The organism is Burkholderia sp. BCC1998 (assembly GCF_905339875.1).
In the GTDB taxonomy this organism is placed as follows: domain Bacteria; phylum Pseudomonadota; class Gammaproteobacteria; order Burkholderiales; family Burkholderiaceae; genus Burkholderia.
The window spans coordinates 274,816-299,779 of sequence record NZ_CAJPHE010000004.1 but is presented as its reverse complement, the minus strand read 5'-3'; the positions used below and the strand labels follow the sequence as shown (position 1 = coordinate 299,779).

Here is a 24,964-nt window from a genome sequence, read left to right as displayed (position 1 = left end):
CGTGCGTCGTGAATCGGGGATGCGCGCGGGTCGGCGGCGCGAGGGTGCGGCGCGGGGCGCCGCCGGCCGGATCAGCTAATTCGGTCGGTCGCCGAGGTCGAGAAGCCGGTCGTGCGGCTGCCCGGCGCGCGGTCGCGCTCGACGAAGTACGCACGTGCATTCGCGACGTCCAGCGCGATCGCGCGCGACAGCGCCTCGAGATCGTCGAACTTCGCTTCGTCGCGCAGCTTCTTCAGGAATTCGACGCGGATGAGCTTGCCGTACGCGTCGCCGTGCCAGTCGAGCAGGTGGACTTCGAGCAGCACGCGGCCGGAATCGTCGACGGTCGGGCGCAGCCCGAGGCTCGCGACGCCCGGCAGCGGGGCGGGGCCCAGGCCGTGCACCTGCACGACGAAGATGCCCGCGAGCGCCGGCCGCTTGTGCGCGATCGGCAGGTTCAGGGTCGGGAAGCCGAGGTCGCGGCCGAGCTTCAGCCCGTGCGCGACGTGGCCGCTAATCGCGTAGCCGTGGCCGAGCGCCTGCGCGGCCGCGTCGAGATCGCCCGCCGCGAGCGCGGCGCGCACGCCCGAGCTGGAGATGCGCGTGCCGTCGCTGCCGGCGACCGTGCCCATCTGCTCGACCTCGAAGCCGTACTGCTCGCCGGCCGCCTTCAGCGTGTCGAAGGTGCCCGCGCGCTTCGCGCCGTAGCAGAAATCGTCGCCGACCATCATCCAGCGCGTGTGCAGCCCGTTCACCAGCGTGCGCTCGACGAACGCCTGCGGCGACTGGCTTGCGAACGTATGGTTGAAGTGCTCGACGACGACGCGGTCGACCCCGTGCTCGCGCAGCGCTTCCAGCTTGTCGCGCAGCATCGCGATGCGCGGCGGCGCGCCGGCCGGGTTGAAGAATTCCCGCGGGTGCGGCTCGAAGGTCATCACGCACACGGGCAGGCCGCGCGCGTCCGCTGCCGCGCGCACGCGCGCGAGCAGGGCCTGGTGGCCGCGATGGACACCGTCGAAGTTGCCGATCGTCAGCGCGCACGGCGCGCGGCTCTCGGCGTTGGGCAGGCCGCGGAAGACTTTCACGATAGCGGATGCAGCGTCGGGGAATGGGCGGTGGGATGCCGCAAAGCAGAAGATTATAAACGTTCGGGCGGCCCGGCGGCCGAGAAGGGGGGAAACGCAGGGGCGAATGGTAAAATTCGCGGATGAAAAAACTCGTGATCCTGATTTCCGGTCGCGGCAGCAACATGGAGGCCATCGTCCGCGCGTGCGCGCAGGAACGCTGGCCGGCCGAGGTCGCCGCCGTGATCGCCAACCGGCCCGACGCGGCCGGCCTGGCTTTTGCCGCGTCGCATGGGGTGGCGACCGCGGTGGTCGACCATCGCTCGTTCGACGGCCGCGACAGCTTCGACGCGGCGCTCGCCGCCGAGATCGACCGCTTCGCGCCCGATCTCGTCGTGCTTGCCGGCTTCATGCGCATCCTGACGCCCGATTTCGTCAGACGATATGAAGGCCGGTTGCTGAACATCCACCCGTCGCTGCTGCCGAGCTTCAAGGGCATCCACACGCACCAGCAGGCGCTGGATGCCGGCGTCGCGCTGCATGGCGCGAGCGTGCATTTCGTGATTCCCGAACTCGACAGCGGTGCGATCGTCGCGCAGGGCGCGGTGCCCGTGCGCGCGGGCGACGACGCGGCCGCGCTCGCGCGGCGCGTGCTGACGGTCGAGCACGTGCTGTATCCGCGTGCGGTCCGCTGGTTCGTCGAGGGGCGCCTGCGCCTCGAGAACGGCAGGGCAGTGGTCGCGCCGGAAGAGGCGCGCTGGATTTTCGCGGATCAACCGCATACCGAAACGAGCGAGGGCGTATGAAGCTGCACGGATTCCTGATTGGCCAGACCGAGACCTTGCTGGCCGAGGTGCTGAAGTTCACCGGCCCCGCCGATGCGACGACGAGCCGGTTCTTCCGTGCGCACCCGAAGCTCGGCCACGCCGAGCGCGGCGTGATCGCCGAGGCGGTGTTCGCGGTGCTGCGCCGCAAGATGGAGTTCTCGCACCTCGCCGAGAGCGGCACGGGCAGCCCCGCGCGGCGCCTGACGCTGCTCGGCCTGATGCAGACGCTCGGCCGCAATGCGCTGAAGCCGTTCGTGTCCGACACCGAGGCCGCGTGGCTCGAGCACGTGTCGAAGATCGATCCGGCGAGCCTGCCGGTGCGCGTGCGCACGAACCTGCCCGACTGGATCTACCAGGCGCTGTCCGCCCGTTTCGACGCGGAGGAACTCGCGCAGCTCGCCGCCGCGCTGAACTACCCGGCGCCGCTCGACCTGCGCGCCAACGCGCAGAAGGCGACGCGCGACCAGGTGATCGACGCGCTGCGCGCGAACGGCATCGACGCGGGCGAGACGCCGTTCGCGCCGCAAGGCGTGCGCGTCGTCGGCAAGCCGGCGCTCACGCGCCTGAAGCTGTTCGAGGAAGGCCAGATCGAGGTGCAGGACGAAGGCAGCCAGCTGCTGTGCTCGCTGGTCGCGCCGCGCCGCGGCGAGATGGTCGTCGATTTCTGCGCGGGCGCCGGCGGCAAGACGCTCGCGCTCGGCGCGATGATGCGCTCGACCGGGCGCCTTTATGCGTTCGACGTGTCGGAAAAGCGCCTCACGAAGCTGAAGCCGCGCCTCGCGCGCAGCGGGTTGTCGAACGTGAACCCGGTGCTGATCGACAGCGAACACGACGCGAAGATCAAGCGGCTCGCGGGCAAGATCGACCGCGTGCTGGTCGATGCGCCGTGCAGTGGCCTCGGCACGCTGCGCCGCAACCCCGACCTCAAGTGGCGCCAGACGCGCACGTCGATCGAGGAACTCACGCCGAAGCAGGCGTCGATCCTCGCGAGCGCCGCGCGTCTCGTGAAGAAGGGCGGCCGGCTCGTGTACGCGACCTGCAGCGTGCTCGACGCGGAAAACGAGGCGATCGTCGAGCAGTTCCTCGCCGACCATCCGGACTTCGTGCTGGTGCCCGCACAGAAGGTGCTGGCCGACCAGCGCATCGAACTCGAGACCGGCGACTACCTGTCGCTGTGGCCGCACCGCCATGCGACCGACGGCTTCTTCGCCGCGGTGCTGGAACGGCGCGCCGCGCAGTAACGGCGGGGCGCACGGACGATGGAGAATCTGCAGAACCGCCTGCTGTCGCACCGGCTCGCGTCGGTGATCCGCGACTTCAACCAGCCGGTAATGATCTGGCAGGCGGCGATCCTCGTCGGCGCGCTGTGTTTCGCATGGGTTGCCGCGCGCTTCGTGCACGGCCGCATCGACGCGCGCCGGCGCGCCGCCGGCCGGATGCCGGGCGCCGGGGCGCAGAGCCTGAAGCGCGCGCTGTTCCCGCTGTTCGGCGGGCTGTTCGTGCTGGCCGCGCAGCTCGGGTTCGACCCGTTCATGTCGACGTCGCTGCTGTCGCTCGCGCTCGTGCCGCTGTTCGGCATCGGGCTGATCTACGTGCTGTTCTTCTTCGCGCGGCGCGTGTTCGCCCGCGACGGCCACACGCATGCGTGGCTGTCGATCGTCGAGAAGATCGTGTCGGTGATCGTGTGGGCGGCGATGGTGCTGACGGTGCTCGGGATCCAGCGCGACGTGATCGCGTGGCTCGACAGCGTGCAGTTCCGCGTCGCGAATGCACACCTCACGCTGCTGTCGGTGATCTCCGGCGCGCTGTGGGTGTGCGTGACGCTGATGGTCGCGATGTGGCTCGGCTCGGTGCTCGAGGAGCGCCTCGCGCGCGCCACCACGCTCGACGCGAACCTGAAGGTCGTGATGTCGCGGATCGGCCGCGCGCTGCTCGTGTTCGCGGCGATCCTGATCGGCCTGTCGCTCGTCGGCATCGACGTGACGGTGCTCGGCGTGTTCGGCGGCGCGGTCGGTGTCGGCCTCGGCTTCGGGCTGCAGAAGATCGCCAGCAACTACGTGTCGGGCTTCATCATCCTGCTCGACCGTTCGCTGCGGCTCGGCGACGCGATCAGCGTCGGCGGGCTCCAGGGCGTCGTCACGCAGATCCGCACGCGCTATACGGTCGTGCGCGGCCTCGACGGCAACGAGACGCTGATCCCGAACGAGAAGCTGATCACCGACGTCGTGCAGAACCAGTCGTCGTACCTGACGCGCGGCTACGCGAAGGTCGCCGTGCAGATTGCTTATACCAGCGACGTCGAGCAGGCGCTCGCGGTGCTCGCGGAAGCCGCGAAGGGCGTGCCGCGCGTGCTCGCTGAGCCGGCGCCGACGCCGTATCTGGTCAGCTTCGGCGCGGACGGGATCGACCTGGAGCTCGGCTTCTGGATCGAGGATGCGGCGAAGGGCACGTCGGGCGTGCGTTCGTCGGTGAACCGCAACATCTGGCGGCTGTTCGGCGAGCACGGGATCTCGATTCCGTTCCCGCAGCGCGAAGTGCGCGTGGTCGGTTTGCCGGAGGGGTTCGCCGCGACCGGCGTGGTCGCCGAGGGCATGCCCGTGGCCGGTGGCCGGTCGGTGGACGGGCGGGCGTCGGCCGCGTAGATGCGGCCGACGGCGCGAATCGGGCGGTGCCTGCGGCCAGAACCGGATCGCGCGCCTTTCCCGGTCCGCCGATGGACTGTTTGCGTTGCGTCAAGACAAGAGAATATTCATTTTTTACAAAGACTTGGAACGGTTGAAGTAAAATTCCGGTCTACACGCGGTATGCTTTCATTTTTATGACGTCGGCCGGCGCCGGCATCGCTCTCACCACAGGTAACTGCCTTGTTGAATTCCCTGCTCGATTTTCTTTCCCACGGGCTCCTGCGCTTTTCGTGGTGGCAGGTCGCGCTGTTCGCGCTTGCCGTCACGCACGTCACGATCATCGGCGTGACGGTCTACCTGCACCGCTGCCAGGCGCACCGCGCGCTGGAGCTGCACCCGATCGCGAGTCACTTCTTCCGCGCTTGGCTGTGGATGACGACCGGCATGCTGACGGGCCAGTGGGCCGCGATCCATCGCAAGCACCACGCGAAGTGCGAAACCGAGGAAGATCCGCACAGCCCGCAGACGCGCGGCATCTGGAAGGTGTTCCTCGAAGGCGCCGAACTGTATCGCGCGGAAGCGAAGAACGAAGAAACGATGCGCAAGTTCAGCCACGGCACGCCGAATGACTGGATCGAGCGCAATGTGTACTCGAAGTACCCGATCCTCGGCGTGAGCCTGATGATGGTGATCGACGTCGCGCTGTTCGGCGTGCTCGGCCTGACCGTGTGGGCCGTGCAGATGGTCTGGATTCCGTTCTGGGCCGCGGGTGTCGTGAACGGCTTCGGCCACTTCTGGGGCTACCGCAACTTCAACTCGGCCGATGCGAGCACGAACCTGTTCCCGTGGGGCATCGTGATCGGCGGCGAAGAGCTGCACAACAACCACCACACGTTCGCGACGTCGGCGAAGCTGTCGAACAAGTGGTACGAGTTCGACATCGGCTGGATGTACATCCGCATCATGTCGGCATTCGGTCTCGCGAAGGTGAAGAAGGTTGCACCGACGCCGCGCCTGAACAAGCCGAAGACGGTGCTCGACCAGGAAACGCTGCAGGCCGTGCTGTCGAACCGCTACGAAGTGATGGCGCGCTACGGCAAGGCCGTGAAGCGTGCCTATCGTCAGGAGCTCGCGCACCTGAAGGAACTCGGTTCGAGCGAGAAGTACCAGCTGATGCGCGGCGCGCGCAAGTGGTTCCACAAGGACGCCGACGGCCTCGACGAACCGCAGAAGAAGCTGCTGCCGGAGATCTTCGCGAACAGCCAGAAGCTGCACACGTACTTCCAGCTGCGCCAGGATCTGGCCGCGATCTGGGATCGCTCGACCGCTTCGCGCGAACAGCTGCTCGCGCAATTGCAGGATTGGTGCCATCGCGCGGAACAAAGCGGCATCAAGGCGCTGCAGGAATTCGCGACGCGCCTGCGTCGCTACGCCTGATTCGAAATCGATTAGAATCTCAGGACGTCACAAACCCCGCGTTGGCGGGGTTTTTTCATTTGGGTGGCCGGTTTTCGAAGGGCGACCGGAAGCCTGGAATTCGTATGAGGCTCGGGGCAGCGCTGACGTGCCGCCCCGGGGCGAGCGTAGGGATGGGGCTGGAGTAAGCGCTGAAGCGTTAACTCTGGCCGACCGCGAAGCATGGGACCCGAGTAAGTGCTAAAGCGCTAACTCGGGTCGACCGCGAAGCATGGGGCCAGAGTAAGTGCTAAAGCACTAACTCTGGCCGACAGGAGATATGGAGATGCAATCGACGATCAAACCCGTCGAGTACGACCGGCCGGTTTCGGCGGGAACCGTGTGTGGCGTCGGGCAAGCGTGGGCCAAAGTGCCCGAGGCGCCGTCCGCCGAAGAACGCGCCGCGCTGAAGGCGCGCATCAAGGCGCTGCTCGCACGTGAAAAGGCCGTGCTCGTCGCTCACTACTACGTGGATGCCGAGCTGCAGGAACTGGCGGACGAAACCGGCGGCTGCGTCGCCGATTCGCTCGAAATGGCCCGTTTCGGCCGCGACCACGACGCGCAGACGCTCGTCGTCGCCGGCGTACGCTTCATGGGCGAAACCGCGAAGATCCTGAGCCCCGGCAAACGCGTACTGATGCCCGATCTCGACGCGACCTGCTCGCTCGATCTCGGTTGCCCGGTCGACGAATTCTCCGCGTTCTGCGATGCGCATCCCGACCGCACCGTCGTCGTCTACGCGAACACCAGCGCCGCCGTGAAGGCCCGCGCGGACTGGATGGTCACGTCGTCGATCGGCCTCGAAATCGTCGCCGACCTGCACGCGCGGGGCGAGAAGATCATCTGGGCACCGGATCGCCATCTCGGCAGCTACATCCAGAAGAAAACCGGCGCGGACATGCTGCTGTGGCAGGGTTCGTGCCTCGTCCACGACGAATTCAAGGGCATCGAGCTCGACCTGCTGCGTGCCGAATATCCGGACGCGAAGGTGCTCGTGCATCCGGAGTCGCCGGAAAACGTCGTCGCGCAGGCGGACGTCGTCGGCTCGACGACCCAGCTGATCGATGCCGCCGTGAAGCTCGACGCGACGCACTTCATCGTCGCGACCGACCTCGGCATCCTGCACAAGATGCAGCTCGCGGCGCCCGGCAAGACCTTCATCGCCGCGCCGACGGCCGGCAACAGCGCGACCTGCAAGAGCTGCGCGCATTGCCCGTGGATGGCGATGAACGGCCTCGCGAACCTCGCCGACGTGCTCGAGCGCGGTCACAACGAGATCTTCGTCGATCCGGCGATCGGCGCGCGCGCGCGTCTGCCGATCGACCGGATGCTCGATTTCGCCGCGGCGCACAAGAAGCGCGTGCAAGCGAGCGGCGATCTGCAGCGCGATCAGCAACTGTTCGCGAACGTGGGGGCTGCATGACCGGCACAGTCTCTCCGCTGTTCGAAGCCGTCCGCGCACAATACGGCGCGGCGTTCGACGAAGCGATCGCGCGCAACGTCGCCGATGCGATCGCCGAAGACGTCGGCACCGGCGACCAGACCGGGCGGCTCGTGCCGGCCGGCGAGCGGCGCCGTGCGCGCATCATCGTGCGCGAGGAAGCCGTGTTGTGCGGCGTGCCGTGGTTCGAGGCCGTCATCGCGCGAATCGATCCGTCGATCGTCGTGCAGTGGCGCTATCGCGAAGGCGACCGGATGGCGCCGGATTCGACCGTCTGCGAACTCGAAGGGCCGGCGCGCGCGCTGTTGACGGCCGAGCGCAACGGACTGAACTTCCTGCAGCTGCTGTCGGGCGTCGCGAGCGCGACGCGTCGTTACGTCGATCGCGTCGAAGGCACGCGCACGAAGATCCTCGATACGCGCAAGACGCTGCCGGGCCTGCGGCTCGCGCAGAAGTACGCGGTGCGGGTCGGCGGCGGCGAGAACCAGCGTCTGGCGCTGTACGACGGCATCCTGATCAAGGAAAACCATATCGCGGCTGCCGGCGGTGTCGGCGAAGCGCTCGATGCGGCGTTCGCGCTCGAATCAGGCGTGCCGGTGCAGGTCGAAGTCGAGACGCTCGCGCAGCTCGATACGGCGCTCGCGCATGGCGCGCAGTCGGTGCTGCTCGACAACTTCACGCTCGACATGATGCGCGAGGCAGTGCGCATCGCGTCCGGCAAGGCCGTGCTCGAAGTGTCGGGCGGCGTCAATTTCGATACGGTGCGCACGTTCGCGGAGACGGGCGTCGACCGCATCTCGATCGGCGCGCTGACGAAGGACGTGCGCGCGACCGACTACTCGATGCGGATCGTCGACTGACCGCACGACATACCGTCTGACGAAAAAAGCCGCTGGCGCGCATGACGCCAGCGGCTTTTTTTGTCGGCTGCAGCCGGGAAGGGCGTACCGGTCAGCGGCGCGAGCGGGGCGTGAGCACGCTCGGCAGCGCCTTCGGCAGCGTGTGCGGCCAGTCGCGGCTGTAGTGCAGCCCACGGCTTTCGCGGCGCGAGTACGCGCTCTTCACGATCAGCGTCGCGACGTCGACGAGATTGCGCAGCTCGAGCAGGTCGCGCGTCACGCGGAAGTTCGCGTAGTACTCGTGGATCTCGTCGCGCAGCAGCGACAAGCGGTGCTTCGCGCGCTCGAGACGCTTGTCGGTACGCACGATGCCGACATAGTTCCACATCAGCCGGCGCAGTTCGTCCCAGTTGTGCGCGACGACGACTTCCTCGTCCGCATCCGACACGCGGCTTTCGTCCCATGCGGGCAGCTTGGCCGGCGTTGCAGCGTCGAAGCCGGCCGCTTCGATCGCCTCGGCCGCCGCGCGGCCGATCACGAGGCATTCGAGCAGCGAATTGCTCGCGAGCCGGTTCGCGCCGTGCAGCCCCGTGTACGACGTCTCGCCGACCGCATACAGGCCCGCGAGATCGGTGCGCCCCGCGAGATCGGTGACGACGCCGCCGCATGTGTAGTGCGCGGCCGGCACGACCGGAATCGGCTGCTTCGCGATGTCGATGCCGAATTCGAGGCAGCGCGCGTGGATCGTCGGGAAGTGCTCGCGCAGGAACGCTTCCGGCTGATGGCTGATGTCGAGATACACGCAGTCGATCCCGCGCTTCTTGATCTCGAAGTCGATCGCGCGCGCGACGATGTCGCGCGGCGCGAGTTCCGCGCGCGGATCGTGTGCGGGCATGAAGCGCGTGCCGTCCGGCAGCTTGAGCAGGCCGCCTTCGCCGCGCACGGCCTCCGAAATCAGGAACGACTTCGCATACGGATGGAACAGGCAGGTCGGGTGGAACTGGATGAATTCCATGTTCGACACGCGGCAGCCCGCGCGCCACGCCATCGCGATGCCGTCGCCGGTCGCGGTGTCGGGGTTCGTCGTGTACAGGTAGACCTTGCCGGCGCCGCCGGTCGCGAGCACCGTGTGCGGCGCCTCGATCGTGATCGTGCGGTCGTTGTCGACGTCGAGCGCATACAGCCCGTGACAGCGGCGCCCGGGCAGCCCGAGCCGGTCCGACGTGATCAGGTCGATCGCATGGTGGTTTTCGAAGAACGTGATGTTCGGATGCTGGCGTGCGCGGTCGGACAGCGTCGCGAGCACCGCATGGCCGGTTGCGTCGGCCGCGTGGATGATCCGGCGGTGGCTGTGGCCGCCTTCGCGCGTCAGGTGGAAACCGAGTTCGGCCGCATCGTCCTTCGTGAACGGCACGCCCTGGGAGATCAGCCATTCGATCGCTTCCCGGCCATGCTCGACGATGTAGCGCGTCGCGCCTTCGTCGCACAGCCCGCCGCCGGCGACCAGCGTGTCGTCGACGTGGTTCTCGATGCTGTCCGCCGAATCGAGGACGGCCGCGATGCCGCCTTGCGCGTTATCGCTTGCCCCCTCCATCATCGAACGTTTCGCGATCAGCGCGACACGTCGCGTGCTGGCCAGGTTGAGTGCGACCGACAGCCCTGCCAGGCCGCTGCCGACGATCGCCACGTCGAATTTCATGCTGCATCTCCATCGTTACGCTTTTGATCTTGTGCGTTCCGTCGACTTTGGCCGCGGAAAGGGGAGAGCATACCGCGTCGGGCCCGAGCGTGCGCGCGAAACCGCGCAAAACAAAAAGCCCCGCTTGTGCGGGGCTTTTCGGTCGCCGTCAGGCTGGCAGAAACCGGAGATTACTTGATCTTGGTTTCTTTGTATTCCACATGCTTGCGGACGACGGGATCGAACTTCTTGATCGCCATCTTTTCCGGCATGTTGCGCTTGTTCTTCGTGGTCGTGTAGAAGTGACCCGTACCAGCGGTCGACTCAAGCTTGATCTTGTCGCGTGCGCCTTTTGCCATGATTGTGCTCCTTGGGCTTAGGCTTCGCCGCGTGCGCGCAGGTCAGCGAGCACGGAATCGATGCCGTTCTTGTCGATCAGGCGCAGGCCGGCGTTCGAGACGCGCAGGCGCACCCAGCGGTTTTCGCTCTCCACCCAGAACCGGCGGTTTTGCAGGTTCGGCAGGAAGCGGCGCTTCGTCTTGTTGTTGGCGTGGGAAACGTTGTTGCCGCTCATCGGCGCTTTCCCAGTTACTTGGCATACGCGTGCCATGAGAGCACTCCTAATACGCTAAATTCGGGGTTCGATCGCCGATGAAGGTTCCATCGTACTGCCACGTGATCCATGGCTGCACTCAGAACGCCGAAGCCTGTAAAGACAAGGCCCTTCGATGGCTAGAACTGGTTGGAAAAAAGACAGACGACGATTCTAGCAGAAAAAGTTCAGAAAAATCAAACCCAATTTCGCATCGTCGTTGCGGCGCCCGTGGGGCGGGTCGCCGGGCCACAGTCTACAGCCAACCGGCGCGCGCGAACGAAAATGTATCGCTGGTGCCGACGACGACGTGATCGAGCAGCCGCACGTCGACGAGTTCGAGCGCGTCTTTCAGCACCCGCGTCAGGCGGCGGTCCTCCGCGCTCGGCTGGACCGCGCCCGACGGATGATTGTGCGCGACGATCAGCGCCGCGGCGTTCTGCTGCAGCGCGCGGCGCACGACCTCGCGCGGATAGACGGCCATGCGCGTCAGCGAGCCGCGCGTGATTTCCTCCATGTCGATCAGGCCGTTGCGGGCGTCGAGGTACACCGCAATGAATACTTCGTGCGGGCGCGAGCCGATCTTCAGCCGCAGGCAATCCTCGACGGCGCCGGGCGAATCGATCTGCAGGCGCGCGTGCGCCTTCTCCTCCAGCATGCGCCGCGCGATCTCGGTGACCGCGACGAGCCGTGCGGAGCGCGCGGGACCGATGCCGGGGTGCATCTCGAAGTCGCCGGAGGTCGCCTCGAGCAGGCCGCGCAACGTGCCGAACTGCCTGACCAGCGCGCGGGCGGTGACGAACACATCGTGCCCGGGCTTGCCCGTGCCGAGCAGCAGCGCGATCAGCTCGTCGTCGGTCAGTGCGGCGGGCCCGCGCTCCAGCAGCCGTTCGCGCGGCCGCTCGGGGCGCCAGTCGGCCGGGCGGCGCTTGCGCAGGTGGATCGGGACGACGCGGGCCGGCGCAGCGGCCGGTGGGTCGGCGGTGTCGCGGCATTCGACCGGCGCGACGGCGAGAGAGGATGACGGCATGATCGAAACTCCATTGGCGGCGGCCGTGTGCGCGACGTCGTCGCACTTTCAGCCTTGCGCGCTCAGGTGACTTACAATATTGGCTTTGCGCCGGGCCTTTCGGCCAGTTCGGGCGCCGACGAACACGAGTCATTCATGAGCATCATCGATCTATCCGAAGTGAAGCCCGGTTCCCATGTCACGCTGCATTACCGGCTGGCACTGGCCGACGGCGCCGATATCGTCAACACCTTCTCCGACAAGCCCGCCACGCTGCTGCTCGGCGCCGGGCAACTGGCGCCCTCGCTGGAACAGATTCTGCTCGGGCTCAGGGTCGGTGACCATTCGACTTTTCAGCTAACGCCCGAGCAGGGGTTCGGTCCCCGCAATCCCGACATGCTCCAGCGCGTGACGCTGTCGACGCTGCGCGAGAACGGGATGGTCGGCGACGATTTCACGCCGGGCGAGCTGATCGAATTCAACGCGCCGGACGGCGGCCGCTATGCAGGGGTGCTGAAGGAAGTCAGCGAAACCTCGGCGCTGTTCGACTTCAATCATCCGCTCGCGGGCCAAGCGCTCACGTTCGAAGTGAAAATCATCGGAATCCTGTAATCATGAGCACCACCGATACGCTGTCCGGGCAGACCGTCGCCGCCGATGCCGAAATCCTGCTGGCCCAGCCGCGCGGCTTCTGCGCAGGGGTCGATCGCGCAATCGAGATCGTCGAGCGCGCGATCGCGATGCACGGTGCGCCGATCTACGTCCGTCACGAGATCGTCCACAACAAGTACGTGGTCGAGGATCTGAAGAAGAAAGGCGCGATCTTCGTCGAGGAACTCGAGGAAGTGCCGGCCGGCAACACCGTGATCTTCAGCGCGCACGGCGTGTCGAAGGCCGTGCGCGACGAGGCGGACGTGCGCGGGTTGCGTATTTACGACGCAACCTGCCCGCTCGTCACGAAGGTGCACGTCGAAGTGGCGAAGATGCGCCAGGACGGCGTCGACATCGTGATGATCGGCCACAAGGGCCACCCGGAAGTCGAAGGCACGATGGGGCAGGTCGAGCGCGGCATGCATCTCGTCGAAAGCGTCGAGGACGTGCAGAAGCTCGCACTCGCCGATCCCGAGCGCATCGCGCTCGTCACGCAGACGACGCTGTCCGTCGACGACGCGGCCGAGATCATCGGCGCGCTGAAGGCGAAGTATCCGAAGATCCGCGAGCCGAAGAAGCAGGACATCTGCTACGCGACGCAGAACCGCCAGGATGCGGTGAAGTTCATGGCGCCGCAGTGCGACGTCGTGATCGTGGTCGGCAGCCCGAACAGCTCGAATTCGAGCCGCCTGCGCGAAGTGGCCGAGAAGCGCGGCGTGGCCGCGTACATGGTCGACGCGCCCGATCAGATCGATCCGGCCTGGGTCGCGGGCAAGCGCCGCATCGGCGTGACGGCCGGCGCATCGGCGCCGGAAGTGCTCGCCCAGGCCGTGATCGCGCGGCTGCGCGAGCTCGGCGTGCGCAATGTCCGCGCCCTCGACGGCATCGAGGAAAACGTGTCGTTTCCGCTGCCGCGCGGGCTCAACCTGCCGCCCGCCGCCTGATTGCCGCATCGCACCCGCGATACCCCCGAAGCGCGCCTCCCGGCGCGCTTTTTTTTGCGTCGCGAAAACGAGATGCAACCATTGTTCACAGCAATGGTGCAACCCGGTTGCTATCGCTGCGCGTAGCCGCTTCTCAAAATTGGTTGCAATGCAGGAAAACCCCATCGAATCAGGATTATTGGCGGCCTATAAATGGAGTTACAATGCGCCCGTTTTCAGGCCGGAATGGCTTTGAAATCGGGTTTTGGCAAGGCGCGGGAGACCTACTCGATGCATGTGAAGTTGGCTGACGCCATGTCCGTCGCCGCACCGGTTGCAATGCTTGCCGGCTGTAGCAAAAAGAGCGACGACGAGGCGGGCAGGGAGACTGCGGCACCCGCAGTACCGGCGGCCAGCGACGTGCGCGCTGCCGGACCCGGTCGTGCGGCGCGGTCGGTGTGCCGCATTGCGCAATCGGACAGTGACAAGGACAACGGGGCACGTTTGGCGATCGAGGATTTCAACGCGCAGGGCCCGAAGATCGGCATGCATTCGGCACGGCGGGCAGGACGCGCCGGCGGCGCTGCCATCGACCGGGCGACGGGCAAGCTGATTGCCCGACAACGAGCCGCCGGCCATGATGCGGCAGCAGCAGGGCGCGCCGCACGGCGGGCGCCCGGGTTTCGGGGCAACGCAGGCGACGTGCAGATGTCACTGATTCCCTTTCATTTCGATTCGACGAAACAGCGTGTCGCCGCGACCCATCGCGTCGCGGCGGGCGGTCTGCTTCGTTTCACGGATTCCGACGCAGTCCTGACGAAAGTCGGGCGCCACCTTCGCGATGCCGGTTCGGGCGCCGCGCGGGTGGCGGCGGACGGCCCGCTTGCACCGCAGGCGACGGCGTCCGGCATCGGAGCGCAAACCCTTGGCGACATCGGCATGTGCGCCGTCAAGGTGGTCGAGCCCGCGGGCGACGCGGCGCGGAACCTGATCTGCCCGGACGCGGGGTTCGCCCCGGCCCGGACGGAAAAAGGCATGGCGTTCGGGCAACCGGACACCGGCCGTTGCGGCACGCTGCCCTACGACTTCAAGGAGGCCAAGTACACCGTCCTCGATGTCGTGACGATTTAGCGACGGGACTCATGATGGCACCGGAACAGTGCGGTGTCGTTTCTGTATCCGTTCCGGCGGCAGGTCCGGCCGTACAGGCCGGGCGGCGCGCGCCGGGGCGATCCACCCTTACCGGTATCGACTAGTACCCGCAGTGTCGCCGCGAAGGCGCGATTCCTCGCTTACCCGCGGGGCGCAACGTCCTCCGGCAGCATGGGCCAAGGAGCTTTAAATGGATATTTTCGTCCAGCAGATCCTCAACGGGCTGGTGCTCGGCAGTGTGTACGCCATCATCGCGTTGGGTTACACGATGGTGTACGGCATTCTCGGCATCATCAACTTCGCGCACGGCGACGTGCTGATGATCGGCGCGATGGTCGCCCTGTCGGCGATCACCGTGCTGCAGAACCACTTTCCCGGACTCGGCAACGTCGCGACGCTGACGATCGGCCTTGGCATCGCCGCGGTCGTCTGCGCGTGCGTGGGCTACACGATCGAGCGGGTCGCGTACCGGCCGCTGCGCCGCGCGCCGCGTCTCGCCCCGCTGATCACCGCGATCGGCGTGTCGATCCTGCTGCAGACGGCCGCGATGATCATCTGGTCGCGCAACCCGCTGCCGTTCCCGCAATTGCTGCCGACCGATCCGATCAACGTGATCAAGGCGACCGACACGACGCCCGGCGCCGTGATCTCGGTCACCGAAATCGTGATCATCGCGGTGGCGTTCATCGTGATGGCAGGCCTCTTGCTGCTCGTGCACAAGACCAAGCTCGGCCGCGCGATGCGCGCGATCGCCGAAAGCCCGAACACCGCGAGCCTGATGGGCGTGAACCCGAACTTCGTGATCTCGGCGACGTTCATGATCGGCTCCGCGCTCGCCGCGCTGGCCGGCGTGATGATCGCGTCCGAATACGGCAACGTGCACTTCTACATGGGCTTCATCCCCGGCATGAAGGCGTTCACCGCCGCGGTGCTCGGCGGGATCGGCAACCTTGGCGGCGCGATGGTCGGCGGCGTGGTGCTCGGCCTGATCGAGCAGCTCGGCGCGGGCTACATCGGCAACCTCACGGGTGGCGTGTTCGGCAGTAACTACCAGGACGTGTTCGCATTCATCGTGCTGATCATCGTGCTGGTGTTCCGTCCGTCGGGCCTGCTGGGCGAACGTGTCGCGGACCGCGCGTAACGGAAGGGGAGCAAACAACATGACATCCATTCAACCGATCGAATCCTCGACGTCGCTCGTCGAAGAACGCAACACCGCCAAGACCGTCGTCATCGGCATCCTGACCGCGGCCTTCGTGATCGCGGCGCCGATCATCATCGGCTCGGCAGGCGGCAACTACTGGGTCCGCGTGCTCGACTTCGCGATGCTGTACGTGATGCTCGCGCTGGGCCTGAACGTGGTGGTCGGCTTCGCCGGCCTGCTCGACCTCGGCTACATCGCGTTCTACGCGGTGGGCGCGTACACGGCGGCACTCCTGAGCTCGCCGCACCTGACCTCGCAGTTCGAGTGGATCGCGGCGCTCGCGCCGAACGGCCTGCACATCCCGTTCCTGATCATCGTGCCGATCGCGATGGCGCTGGCGGCGACCTTCGGGATCCTGCTCGGCGCGCCGACGCTGCGCCTGCGCGGCGACTACCTGGCGATCGTGACGCTCGGCTTCGGTGAAATCGTCCGGATCTTCATGAACAACCTCGACCGTCCGGTGAACATCACCAACGGCCCGAAGGGGATCACGGGCATCGATCCGGTGCACGTCGGCGGCTTCAACCTGTCGCAGACGCACTCGATCTTCGGCTTCCAGCTGCCGTCGGTCTACATGTACTACTACCTGTTCGTGCTCTGCGCGCTGCTGGTGATCTGGGTCTGTACGCGCCTGCAGCACTCGCGTATCGGCCGCGCATGGGCCGCGATCCGCGAAGACGAAATCGCCGCGAAAGCGATGGGCATCAACACCCGCAACGTGAAGCTGCTCGCGTTCGCGATGGGCGCGTCGTTCGGCGGCCTGTCGGGCGCGATGTTCGGTGCGTTCCAGGGCTTCGTGTCGCCTGAGTCGTTCACGTTCTGGGAATCGATCGTCGTGCTGGCGTGCGTGGTGCTCGGCGGCATGGGCCACATCCCGGGCGTGATCCTCGGCGCGGTGCTGCTCGCGATCTTCCCGGAATTCCTGCGCTCGACGATGAGCCCGCTGCAGCACGCGATCTTCGGTCACGACATCGTCGACACCGAAGTGATCCGTCAGGCGCTGTACGGCCTCGCGATGGTGATCATCATGCTGTATCGCTCGGAAGGCCTGTGGCCGGCGCCGAAGCATGAGGACAAGATCGCGAAACTGGCGAAGCGCAACAGCAAGAAGCCGGTGCGCGCTTAACCAACGGACAAGGGGATACACACATGAGCGACAAGCAAATCCGACTGTCCGTCTCGGGCGTGAACAAACGCTTCGGCGGGCTGCAGGCACTGTCCGACGTCGGCCTGCAGATCAAGGAAGGCGAGATCTACGGCCTGATCGGCCCGAACGGCGCCGGCAAGACCACGTTCTTCAACGTGATCACGGGCCTCTACACGCCGGACTCCGGCGAGTTCAAGCTCGACGGCACGGAATACAAGCCGACCGCGGTGCACCAGGTCGCGAAGACGGGCATCGCGCGCACGTTCCAGAACATCCGCCTGTTTGGCGGGATGACGGCGCTGGAGAACGTGATGGTGGGCCGCCACGTGCGGACCAAGCACGGCCTGCTGGGCGCGGTGTTCCAGACGCCGGCCGAGCGCCAGGAAGAGCGCGAGATCAAGGAACGCGCGATCGAGCTGCTCGAGTACGTCGGCGTGCTGCAGTACGCCGACTACACGTCGCGCAACCTGTCGTACGGCCACCAGCGCCGGCTGGAAATCGCGCGCGCATTGGCGACCGACCCGAAGCTGCTCGCGCTCGACGAGCCGGCGGCCGGGATGAACGCGACCGAGAAGGTCGAACTCACGCGCCTGCTCGACAAGATCCGTTCGGACGGCCGCACGATCCTGCTGATCGAGCACGACGTGAAGCTCGTGATGGGACTGTGCAACCGGATGACGGTGCTCGATTACGGCAAGGTGATCGCCGAGGGTCTGCCGCAGGACGTGCAGAAGAATCCGAAGGTGATTGAGGCATATCTCGGCGCAGGGGTGCACTGATGGCAGCGGCAATGTTGAAAATCAAGGGCTTGCAGGTCAACTACGGCGGCATCCAGGCCGTCAAGGGCGTTGACATGGAAGTCCGCCAGGGCGAGCTCGTGACGCTGATCGGCGCGAACGGCGCGGGCAAGACCACGACGATGAAGGCGATCACGGGTCTCAAGCCGTATTCGGCGGGCGACATCGAGTACGACGGCAAGTCGATCAAGGGCGTGCCGTCGCACGAGCTGCTCAAGCGCGGCCTCGCGATGGTGCCGGAAGGTCGCGGGATCTTCGCGCGGATGTCGATCATCGAGAACATGCAGATGGGCGCATACCTGCGCAACGACAAGGAGCAGATCAAGCAGGACGTCGACCGGATGTTCGGCTTCTTCCCGCGTCTGAAGGAGCGTGCGACGCAGCTCGCGGGTACGCTGTCGGGCGGCGAGCAGCAGATGCTGGCGATGTCGCGCGCGATCCTGAGCAAGCCGAAGCTGCTGCTGCTCGACGAGCCGTCGATGGGCCTGTCGCCGATCATGGTCGAGAAGATCTTCGAAGTGGTGCGCGAGATCTCGAAGGAGGGCATCACGGTGCTGCTGGTCGAGCAGAACGCGCGCCTCGCGCTGCAGGCGGCCGATCGCGGCTACGTGATGGATTCCGGCACGGTCACGATGGAAGGCGACGCGAAGCAGATGCTCGACGATCCGAAGGTGCGGGCTGCGTATCTGGGTGAGTAAATGAGCGGGCCCGGTGCGGCGCGGCGGCGGATGCCGGCGTGCCGCGCAAGGGCTTTCGAAAGGCTGTCACGGGATACCGTGACAGCTTTTTTTTCGTGCGGCGCGCCCGGCGGCGAACTGCGCGCGCGGACGCGACTCCATGCATTCGACAGTGACGCCGACCATGCGGCGCGGGGCACGGTAGCGCGAAGGCCCTCCGAAACCGGCCGTCCACCAACCGTCACGCAGGCTGCGTAGCATGGTCGGTCCATCGGGACACGGAGAGCACCCATGAGTCTGGATTACGGTTTCGTGAAGGCGAAGGTGACGTCGGTGGCGCAGCTGAAGGGCTCGCCACACGGCAGCGAGATCCAGTATCACATCCACCTGACGCTCGCATTGCCGACCGGCGACTGGGACGTCGCGATCAACGTCGGCACCAACGACGCGGACGACCTGCTGAACTACAAGCTCGTCTACGATTTCCATCATCCGGTCACGGCGACGCTCGCGGCCGCGGCCGAAGGCTATACCGATCTCACCGGGCAAACCGCGCTGCCGGCGCTCGACTATCTGCGCAGCGACATCCTGAACGAGACGGGCGCATGGCGTGCCAGCGCGGTGATGGACGGCACCGAGAACGCGGAGCCGATCCCGTCGCTGCTGCGACTCGTCAATGCCGCGCAGTCGCAGGGGCTCGACGTCGTCGTGTTCGGCCGCACGTATAGGGAGGGCAACGGCATCCACGACACGCACATGAACCAGGGTTCGACAGGCGCGAACTACCTGCATCGCGCGGGCAACGACCACAACGATCACAACGACGTGTGGCAGGACGGCGCGTTGATCGTGCGCGTGAGCGAGTCGCAGTGGGCCGCGTATTTCGCGGCGTTCGAGCAGCAGGCCGTGCCGACCGACGCGCTCGGCAATCCGCTGCCGGACGCGGGGCCGATCACGCGCTGAACGTGGCGGCTGCCGGCGGCGTCACGCGGCCGGCAGCGTCTTGCCGAACGAGATGCGTTCCTCGACGCGATAGCCGAGCGCCGCATAGAAGCGGCATGCATCGTCGTTGCCGGGCAGCACCTGCAGGTTGATCTTCAGGCAGCCGCGCGCGGCGAGCGCGCGTTCCGCATGCGCGATCAGCGCGCGGCCGATGCCGAGCCGCCGCGCGTCGTTCGACACGCCGAACGAGTAGAGCCAGCCGCGATGTCCGTCGAACCCCGCCATCAGCGTGCCGACGACCCGCGCGCCGCGGGTCGCGACGAAGAACAGCTCCGGCTGCGTCGCGAGCTTCAGCTCGATCGAGCGCAGCGGATCGCGGTGCGGCGGCGCGCCGGCTTCGTCGTACTGCGGGAACGCATCGCGCCACACGGCCAGCACGGCATCGGTGTCGGTGCGTTCGAACGGGCGGATCGCGACAGCATCGGCGGCGGCATCCATCGCGGCGGTTTCCTTAGAGCGTGTCGAGGATCGACCGCAGCATCGCCATCATCTGGTCGATTTCCTCGGTCGTGACGTTCAGCGCGGGCATGAAGCGCAGCAGGTTCGGGCGCGCAGCGTTCAGCAGCAGGCCGTCGGGCTGCATGTCGCGGGCCTTCTCGACGATCTGCGGGCCGATGTCCTTGCCGAGCAGCAGCGCGCGCAGCAGGCCTTCGCCGCGTTCGCCCTCGAAGCCGCGTTCCTCCGACAGTTCGAGCAGCCTGCGCTTCAGGTATTCGGCGCGCTCGCGCACGCCTTCGAGGAAGCCGGGCGCGACGAGCTGCGAGATCACCGAATAGCCGACCGCCGTCATCAGCGGGTTGCCGTTGTACGTGCCGCCCTGGTCGCCGGCCTCGAACACCGCGACGTCGGCCTTCGACAGCAGCGCGCCGAGCGGTGCACCGCCGCCGATGCCTTTCGCGAGCGTCATGATGTCCGGCTCGATACCGGACAGCTCGTACGCGAACAGCGTGCCCGCGCGGCCGCACCCACTCTGCACTTCGTCGACGATCAGCAGCAGGTCGTGCTGCTTCGTCAGCGCGCGCAGCGCCTGCATGAATTCGCGCGTCGCCGGGATCACGCCGCCTTCGCCCTGGATCGGCTCGAGCATCACCGCGACGGTCTTGTCGGTGATCAGCTTCTCGACGGAGTTGATGTCGTTCAGCTCGGCCTTCGGGAAGCCCGGCACCTGCGGTGCGTAGATCGTGTCCCAGCCCGGCTTGCCGCTGGCCGACATCGTCGCGAGCGTGCGGCCGTGGAAGCTGTGGTCGAACGTGATGATCTCGTACGCGCCGTTCTTGAACTTGCGGCCCCACTTGCGCGCGAGCTTGATCGCGCCTTCGTTCGCTTCCGCGCCGCTGTTCGTGAAGAACACCTTGTCGAACACGCTGTGCTGCGTGAGCAGGCCCGCGAGCTTCGCCATCGGTTCGTTGTAGAACGCGGGCGACGGGTTCAGCAGCTTCTCCGCCTGCGTCTTCAGCGCTTCGACGATGCCGTCGTTGCAGTGGCCGAGGCTGTTGACGGCCCAGCCCTGAATGAAGTCCAGATAGCGCTTGCCCGTGTGATCGTAGAGCCACGAACCCTTGCCGTGCGTAAACACGATGTCGGGGCGGTTCGTGATGTACATCAGCGAGTCGATCGGGTAATCGTTCAGGGGCATGGCAGCAGACTCCAGCGGACGTTGAAAGGAAAGCGGGCAATAAAAAAGCCACGGAAGGCCGTGGCTGGTGGGTCGAACAGCTTGTGCGTAACCGGTGAAGCGGAGGAGTAGGTTACGCGCGAGTCCGTGACGAGCCGGCGGCATCCGGGCGGAGCGGCGAGCGGCGACGTCGAAGTGCGGACAGGAAGCGGTTCATGTGCGCAAGCATAAGGCATCCCGCGCCCCACTGTAAACCGCCGCGATGCCACGGATGTGACACGGCGGCGCGCAGCGGGGCGCGCGGGCGCGCCCGGGGCTCAGACCGGATGCGCGAGATCGGCGGCGCTCGTGAACGAGTCCGCGTAGAACTCGTCGGCCGGCAGCGCATGGTGCTGCGTGAAGTCGCGCTGTGCGGATTCGACCATCACCGGCGCGCCGCATGCGTACACCTGGTGGCCCGACAGATCGGGCAGGTCCTCGATCACCGCGCGATGGACGAAGCCGGTGCGGCCGGTCCACTGGTCGGCGTCGTCCGGCTCGGACAGCACCGGCACGTACTTGAAGTTCGGGATCTCGCGCGCCCATTGCTCGGCGAGCTCGCCGAGGTAGATGTCCTTCTTGCGGCGTGCGCCCCAGTAGAGCGTCATCGGGCGCGTGATGCCCGAATGCCTGACGTGCTCGACGATCGCCTTGATCGGCGCGAAGCCGGTGCCCGATGCGAGCAGCACGATCGGCTTGTCGGAGTCCTCGCGCAGGAAGAACGTGCCGAGCGGGCCTTCGAAGCGCAGGATGTCGCGTTCCTTCATCGCGCCGAACACGTGGTCGGTGAACTTGCCGCCCGGCATGTGGCGGATGTGCAGCTCGATCGGGCCTTCCTCGTGCGGCGCGTTCGCCATCGAGTAGCTGCGGCGCGAGCCGTCCTTCAGGATGAACTCGACGTACTGGCCCGCGAGGTATTGCAGGCGTTCGTTGGCCGGCAGCTGCAGCTTCACGACCATCACGTCGTCGGCGCGGCGCTCGAGCGCGGCGATCCGGCACGGCAGCTTCTTCACCTGCACGCCGTCGACGCCGGCGATTTCACGCACGTCGATCTCGAGGTCGCATTGCGCCTTCGAGCAGCACAGCAGCGCGAGGCCGCGCGTGCGCTCGTCGTTGGACAGTGCCGATGCGGCGTGCGGGCCCTGTTCGATCTGGCCCGACACGATCTGGCCCTTGCAGGAGCCGCACGCGCCGTTCTTGCACCCGTACGGCAGATGGACGTTCTGGCGCAGCGCCGCCGCCAGCACGGTTTCGTCCGACTCGACCTGGAACTGCCGGCCGCTTTGCTTGAGAGTAACGTTGAATGCCATAGAACCAAATAGAACAAAATGTGGGGACCGTGCATATCGCGCACGGCAGCTACAATGCAAACCCGTTGCGCGCCGCGCAACGCTGGCTACTGATTTCGCAACCAACATGATCGCGACTCGAATCCTGCGCCGGCCGCGCGTGCTGATCGTCGGCTGCGGCGACGTCGGCCTGCGCTGCGTCGCGCAATGGCGCGATGCGCGCCGCAACCTGCGCATCGTCGCGCTGACGAGCCATCCGGGCCGCCGCGACGAACTGCGCGCGGCAGGCGCGACGCCGCTCGTCGGCGACCTCGATCGCCGGGCGACGCTCGGACGTATCGCGGGCCTCGCCCGCACGGTCCTGCATCTCGCGCCGCCGCAATCCGACGGCCGCGACGATCGCCGCACCCGTGCGCTGATCGCCGCATTGTCCGTGCCTGCGCGGCGGCCGTCCGCACCGGCGGTGTCGTCGGTCGGCCGGCTGCGCACGCTGCGCGCCGCGACCCGACAGGCCGGCGTGCCGGTGCGGGAAGCGCGTATTGTACCCGACGCCCTTCGCGCGCCGACGCTCGTCTACGCCAGCACGACGGGCGTCTACGGCGACTGCGGCGGCGCCCGAATCGACGAAACGCAGCCGCTGCGCCCCGCAAATCCGCGCGCGTTCCGGCGCGTCTCGGCCGAGCGTCAGCTGCGGGCGGCGACGGTGCGCGGCGTGCTGTCCGCGCGCATCGTGCGCATTCCCGGCATCTACGCGGCGAACCGGCTGCCGCTCGCGCGGCTCGAGCGCGGCACGCCGGCACTCGACGCGGCCGACGACGTCTACACGAACCACATCCACGCCGACGATCTCGCGGCGATCCTGCGTCGCGCGGCCGTGCGCGGCAAGCCGGCGCGCGCCGTGCACGCGTCGGACGACAGCGAACTGCGGATGGGAGAGTATTTCGACCGGGTCGCGCAGGTGTTCGGCCTGCCGCCGCCGCCGCGGATCAGCCGCGCGGACGCCGAGCAGCAACTCGAGCCGGCGCTGCTGTCGTTCATGCGCGAGTCGCGGCGCCTGTCCAATGCGCGGCTCAAGGCCGAATTGTGCGTGACGTTGCGCTATCCGACCGTAGACGAATTCCTTCAAACGCTCGCGCCGCGCGGCGCGTCAGGTCAGCGCCGGTAACGCCTCGATCAGCAGGAAGCACAACAGCGCGCCGATCAGCGCGCCGATCAGGTTCGGATGGTATTTGTGCTTCATGTGCATCATGGCCAGCAGCGCGCCGATCACGATGGCGCCCACGACCGCGAACGCGATCGTCACGTACGACAGTTCGAAAGAATGGTTGAAGTTCATGATGTCTCCCCTGCATTGCTGCTCGTACAGCTTGTGATTTCAGTATAGCGGGGGATCGGGCGGCCGCGACGCGGTCCGACATCGAACGATCGTGCGGATTTTCCCTTACAGGGTTTTGACGGGATTGCGCAGGGCTGAAAGGTCGCTGTCGTTAAGCCAGCGCCACGCGCCCGGCGCCAGGTCGTCCGGCAGCGTGAACCCGCCGATGCTTTCGCGGTGCAGTGCCTCGACGCGATTGCTGGCAGCCGCGACCATGCGTTTCACTTGATGATATTTGCCTTCGAGGACGGTCAGCGCGAGCGCGTGCGTGTCGCGCGCGTCGGCGGCGACCGCCGCGATCGGCTTTGGTTCGCCGTGGAGCTGCACGCCGGCGCGCAGCGCGTCCAGCTGGGCGTCGTCGAGCGGGTGGCGCACGGTGGCGACGTAGGTTTTCGGCACCTTGCGCTTCGGCGACGTGTACGCGTGCACGAACTGGCCGTCGTCGGACAGCAGCAGCAGGCCCGTCGTGTCCTGGTCGAGGCGGCCGACGCATTGCACGCCGCGTGCGACGAGCGGCGGGGGCAGCAGGCTGAACACGCTCGCGTGGTGTTGCGGCTCGCGCGAACACTCGTAGCCGGCCGGCTTGTTGAGCGCGAGATACGCGCGGGCGTGGAACGGCCACGCGGTGTCGTCGACCGTGAACACGAGGCCGTCGGTGTCGAACGACGCGTCGGGGTCGGTCGCGCTCGCGCCCGCGACGGTGACGCGGCCCGTTTCGATCAGGCCGCGACACTGGCGGCGCGAGCCGAAGCCCTGCGTGTAGAGAATGCTTTCGAGATCCATAGCGCGCGCATTCTATCAAGCCACGCGCCGGCACCGGCACGAACCTGCCCACGCTGGTAAGCTGCCGGAGCGCCGCGCCGCACGTTTGTTCTTCACGGAAAGTGGACGTCGCATTCAAGGGGCGTCCGGCTTCAGCGTGAAGTCGCGCCACGACGGCGGCAGGCTCGTACCCGGGCTGCCGCCGTCTCCATCCGACACGGAGTTCGCCGCATGAATCCGACGACGCTCGATGCACTCGCCGATTTCCCCCGTCAGCTCGAAGCCCATTTCGCCGCCGTGCCGGACGGCTACGCGCGCTGGACCCCCGACGACTGGAGCGGGATCCCGAGCGAGCATTTCTCGCCGCTCGGGCAGCTCTGCCACGTGCGCGACATCGAAATCGACGGCTACCACGTGCGGCTGCGGCGGATGCTCGACGAAGATCACCCGCTGCTCGTGTCGGTCGACGGCGATGCGCTCGCGCTCGAGCGCCGCTACGACGCCGCGTACGCGTCCGACGTGCTCGCGGCGATTCGCGACGCGCGGCGCGAGACGCTCGACCTCGTGTCGCGCCTCACGCCCGGGCAGTTTGCGCGCACCGGGGAGTTCGAAGGCTACGGCGCGCTGACCGTGCGCGGTCTCGTCCATTACCTGTGCAGCCACGACCAGCAGCATCTGGCCGGCATGCAGTGGCTGCTCGGCAAGATTGACGCGGCGCTGTACGCGCGCTGAACCGCACGGCCCGGCGGCCGTGCATCGTGTCGCGTCGAGCGGATTTCGCCGCGTTCGTCGGTGGGGCAGCCCACCGTTCCGGATGCCTGAC

At 66.8% G+C, this 24,964-nt stretch carries 26 protein-coding genes; 16 read left to right on the top strand and 10 right to left on the bottom strand.

All coding sequences use genetic code 11. The annotated features are described in order from the left end of the window. Nucleotides 1-71 precede the first annotated feature (71 nt). Entirely contained in the window at nucleotides 72-1,064 is a 993-nt protein-coding gene (locus tag U5A56_RS09985; RefSeq protein ID WP_044845591.1) for a bifunctional riboflavin kinase/FAD synthetase, read from the bottom strand. Between the two features lie 122 nt (nucleotides 1,065-1,186). Here U5A56_RS09985 and purN point away from each other — a divergent pair, with 122 nt between their 5' ends. The 6 genes from purN (at nucleotide 1,187) to nadC (ending at nucleotide 8,250) form a co-directional block, all read left to right on the top strand. Beyond that, nucleotides 1,187-1,849, top strand: coding sequence for a phosphoribosylglycinamide formyltransferase (purN, locus tag U5A56_RS09980; RefSeq protein WP_124663056.1), 663 nt, complete (start codon nucleotides 1,187-1,189; stop codon nucleotides 1,847-1,849). Next, nucleotides 1,846-3,111, top strand: coding sequence for an RsmB/NOP family class I SAM-dependent RNA methyltransferase (locus U5A56_RS09975; protein ID WP_044845593.1), 1,266 nt, complete (start codon nucleotides 1,846-1,848; stop codon nucleotides 3,109-3,111). The genes purN and U5A56_RS09975 overlap by 4 nt, the downstream gene beginning before the upstream one ends. Before the next feature lie 18 nt (nucleotides 3,112-3,129). Further along, nucleotides 3,130-4,512: a mechanosensitive ion channel family protein gene (locus U5A56_RS09970; protein ID WP_321922066.1), complete on the top strand. Its 1,383-nt coding sequence runs from the start codon at nucleotides 3,130-3,132 to the stop codon at nucleotides 4,510-4,512. 222 nt (nucleotides 4,513-4,734) lie between these two features. Continuing rightward, nucleotides 4,735-5,931: an acyl-CoA desaturase gene (locus U5A56_RS09965; protein WP_124523871.1), complete on the top strand. Its 1,197-nt coding sequence runs from the start codon at nucleotides 4,735-4,737 to the stop codon at nucleotides 5,929-5,931. Nucleotides 5,932-6,235: 304 nt separating this feature from the next. After that, the gene (gene nadA, locus U5A56_RS09960) at nucleotides 6,236-7,372 is read left to right on the top strand and encodes a quinolinate synthase NadA (RefSeq protein ID WP_044845643.1); all 1,137 of its coding nucleotides are present in this window, start codon (nucleotides 6,236-6,238) and stop codon (nucleotides 7,370-7,372) included. Then, nucleotides 7,369-8,250 (top strand): carboxylating nicotinate-nucleotide diphosphorylase, encoded by an 882-nt coding sequence (nadC, locus tag U5A56_RS09955; RefSeq protein ID WP_321922063.1) that lies wholly within the window; start codon nucleotides 7,369-7,371, stop codon nucleotides 8,248-8,250. Before nadA ends, nadC begins: the two co-directional genes overlap by 4 nt. A gap of 91 nt (nucleotides 8,251-8,341) precedes the next feature. On the opposite strand, the gene nadB is transcribed toward nadC, so the two are convergent. The 4 genes from nadB to radC form a co-directional block, all read right to left on the bottom strand. Next, nucleotides 8,342-9,928 (bottom strand): L-aspartate oxidase, encoded by a 1,587-nt coding sequence (nadB, locus tag U5A56_RS09950; RefSeq protein ID WP_044845597.1) that lies wholly within the window; start codon nucleotides 9,926-9,928, stop codon nucleotides 8,342-8,344. Between the two features lie 170 nt (nucleotides 9,929-10,098). After that, nucleotides 10,099-10,266 (bottom strand): 50S ribosomal protein L33, encoded by a 168-nt coding sequence (rpmG, locus tag U5A56_RS09945; protein WP_006478046.1) that lies wholly within the window; start codon nucleotides 10,264-10,266, stop codon nucleotides 10,099-10,101. Between the two features lie 17 nt (nucleotides 10,267-10,283). Next, complete coding sequence (gene rpmB / locus U5A56_RS09940; protein WP_004186391.1) at nucleotides 10,284-10,517, bottom strand: 50S ribosomal protein L28; 234 nt, start codon at nucleotides 10,515-10,517, stop codon at nucleotides 10,284-10,286. A gap of 238 nt (nucleotides 10,518-10,755) precedes the next feature. Beyond that, a complete protein-coding gene (gene radC / locus U5A56_RS09935; protein ID WP_321922061.1) occupies nucleotides 10,756-11,529 on the bottom strand; it encodes a RadC family protein in 774 nt (257 codons plus the stop codon). Between the two features lie 135 nt (nucleotides 11,530-11,664). Here radC and U5A56_RS09930 point away from each other — a divergent pair, with 135 nt between their 5' ends. The 8 genes from U5A56_RS09930 (at nucleotide 11,665) to U5A56_RS09895 (ending at nucleotide 19,022) form a co-directional block, all read left to right on the top strand. Beyond that, nucleotides 11,665-12,120 carry an FKBP-type peptidyl-prolyl cis-trans isomerase gene (locus U5A56_RS09930; RefSeq protein WP_044845599.1) on the top strand — a complete coding sequence of 152 codons (456 nt, stop codon included), beginning with the start codon at nucleotides 11,665-11,667 and terminating at the stop codon, nucleotides 12,118-12,120. A 2-nt stretch (nucleotides 12,121-12,122) separates the two neighbouring features. Then, entirely contained in the window at nucleotides 12,123-13,103 is a 981-nt protein-coding gene (ispH, locus tag U5A56_RS09925) for a 4-hydroxy-3-methylbut-2-enyl diphosphate reductase (protein ID WP_044845600.1), read from the top strand. Between the two features lie 270 nt (nucleotides 13,104-13,373). Further along, the gene (locus tag U5A56_RS09920) at nucleotides 13,374-14,213 is read left to right on the top strand and encodes a branched-chain amino acid ABC transporter (RefSeq protein ID WP_321922196.1); all 840 of its coding nucleotides are present in this window, start codon (nucleotides 13,374-13,376) and stop codon (nucleotides 14,211-14,213) included. A gap of 211 nt (nucleotides 14,214-14,424) precedes the next feature. Next, a complete protein-coding gene (locus tag U5A56_RS09915; protein ID WP_044845601.1) occupies nucleotides 14,425-15,375 on the top strand; it encodes a branched-chain amino acid ABC transporter permease in 951 nt (316 codons plus the stop codon). A 19-nt stretch (nucleotides 15,376-15,394) separates the two neighbouring features. Continuing rightward, complete coding sequence (locus U5A56_RS09910) at nucleotides 15,395-16,564, top strand: ABC transporter permease subunit (protein WP_044845602.1); 1,170 nt, start codon at nucleotides 15,395-15,397, stop codon at nucleotides 16,562-16,564. A 23-nt stretch (nucleotides 16,565-16,587) separates the two neighbouring features. Continuing rightward, a complete protein-coding gene (locus tag U5A56_RS09905; RefSeq protein ID WP_044845603.1) occupies nucleotides 16,588-17,364 on the top strand; it encodes an ABC transporter ATP-binding protein in 777 nt (258 codons plus the stop codon). Further along, nucleotides 17,364-18,080, top strand: a complete 717-nt coding sequence (locus tag U5A56_RS09900) for an ABC transporter ATP-binding protein (RefSeq protein WP_044845604.1) — start codon at nucleotides 17,364-17,366, stop codon at nucleotides 18,078-18,080. Before U5A56_RS09905 ends, U5A56_RS09900 begins: the two co-directional genes overlap by 1 nt. 270 nt (nucleotides 18,081-18,350) lie before the next feature. Next, nucleotides 18,351-19,022, top strand: coding sequence for a DUF2278 family protein (locus tag U5A56_RS09895; RefSeq protein ID WP_321922059.1), 672 nt, complete (start codon nucleotides 18,351-18,353; stop codon nucleotides 19,020-19,022). Nucleotides 19,023-19,043: 21 nt separating this feature from the next. On the opposite strand, the gene U5A56_RS09890 is transcribed toward U5A56_RS09895, so the two are convergent. From U5A56_RS09890 to U5A56_RS09880, 3 genes are all read right to left on the bottom strand, one after another. Then, complete coding sequence (locus U5A56_RS09890; protein WP_321922057.1) at nucleotides 19,044-19,499, bottom strand: GNAT family acetyltransferase; 456 nt, start codon at nucleotides 19,497-19,499, stop codon at nucleotides 19,044-19,046. Between the two features lie 13 nt (nucleotides 19,500-19,512). Beyond that, entirely contained in the window at nucleotides 19,513-20,697 is a 1,185-nt protein-coding gene (locus U5A56_RS09885; RefSeq protein ID WP_044845607.1) for an acetylornithine transaminase, read from the bottom strand. Nucleotides 20,698-20,993: 296 nt separating this feature from the next. Further along, nucleotides 20,994-22,025 carry a CDP-6-deoxy-delta-3,4-glucoseen reductase gene (locus U5A56_RS09880; protein WP_257772996.1) on the bottom strand — a complete coding sequence of 344 codons (1,032 nt, stop codon included), beginning with the start codon at nucleotides 22,023-22,025 and terminating at the stop codon, nucleotides 20,994-20,996. 106 nt (nucleotides 22,026-22,131) lie between these two features. On the opposite strand from U5A56_RS09880, the gene U5A56_RS09875 reads away from it, so the two are divergent. After that, nucleotides 22,132-23,169, top strand: a complete 1,038-nt coding sequence (locus tag U5A56_RS09875) for an NAD-dependent epimerase/dehydratase family protein (RefSeq protein ID WP_321922055.1) — start codon at nucleotides 22,132-22,134, stop codon at nucleotides 23,167-23,169. Here the strand turns inward: U5A56_RS09875 and U5A56_RS09870 are convergent. Continuing rightward, nucleotides 23,152-23,340 carry a hypothetical protein gene (locus U5A56_RS09870; protein WP_044845610.1) on the bottom strand — a complete coding sequence of 63 codons (189 nt, stop codon included), beginning with the start codon at nucleotides 23,338-23,340 and terminating at the stop codon, nucleotides 23,152-23,154. The two genes, U5A56_RS09875 and U5A56_RS09870, sit on opposite strands and share 18 nt — an antisense overlap. A gap of 105 nt (nucleotides 23,341-23,445) precedes the next feature. Next, nucleotides 23,446-24,162, bottom strand: a complete 717-nt coding sequence (locus U5A56_RS09865; RefSeq protein ID WP_321922052.1) for a 16S rRNA pseudouridine(516) synthase — start codon at nucleotides 24,160-24,162, stop codon at nucleotides 23,446-23,448. A gap of 210 nt (nucleotides 24,163-24,372) precedes the next feature. Here U5A56_RS09865 and U5A56_RS09860 point away from each other — a divergent pair, with 210 nt between their 5' ends. Continuing rightward, complete coding sequence (locus U5A56_RS09860) at nucleotides 24,373-24,873, top strand: DinB family protein (RefSeq protein ID WP_044845612.1); 501 nt, start codon at nucleotides 24,373-24,375, stop codon at nucleotides 24,871-24,873. Nucleotides 24,874-24,964: the final 91 nt, after the last annotated feature.